Here is a 420-nt window from a genome sequence, read left to right on the forward strand (position 1 = left end):
GATGTTGTCGCTGATCACCCTCATGCCGCTGTCGGCCACGGCACAGGCCACGGGCGACGCTGGCAAGCCAGCTGCCATGGCTGCGGCCTCTATGACTGATGGAGAGGTACGAAAGATCGACAAGGACGCGGGGAAAATCACCATCAAGCATGGCGACATCAAGCATCTAGACATGCCGGGGATGACCATGGTGTTCCCAGCCAAAGACAAGGCCCTGCTCGACAAGACGCAAGTTGGCGACAAGATCCGCTTCATGGTGATCAACGAGGGTGGAAAGATGGTCGTCACTGCCATCGAACCTGCCAAGTAGGGATAGAAGTGTTTCACGGCGCCCCCAAGAAGGGGTGCGCTTTCGCTCATACCTCAAACTACCAAGGAAAAATCATGAAAACGCTCCTTATTGCTCTGACTCTGACGGCC

Annotated in this window: 1 protein-coding gene; it reads left to right on the forward strand. The window is 56.0% G+C overall.

Annotated features, from left to right (window positions below; all coding sequences use genetic code 11):
- The first annotated feature begins 1 nt into the window (after window position 1).
- Window positions 2-310 carry a copper-binding protein gene (locus tag ACSQ22_RS26335; RefSeq protein WP_436131970.1) on the forward strand — a complete coding sequence of 103 codons (309 nt, stop codon included), beginning with the start codon at window positions 2-4 and terminating at the stop codon, window positions 308-310.
- Window positions 311-420 lie beyond the last annotated feature (110 nt).

Source organism: Acidovorax sp. LjRoot38, from assembly GCF_964252975.1.
GTDB lineage: Bacteria > Pseudomonadota > Gammaproteobacteria > Burkholderiales > Burkholderiaceae_C > Acidovorax > Acidovorax facilis.

Coding starts and splice junctions, on each gene's coding strand:
- ACSQ22_RS26335 (WP_436131970.1), top strand. CDS start 2: ATGTTGTCGCTGATCACCCTCATGCCGCTGTCGGCCACGGCACAGGCC.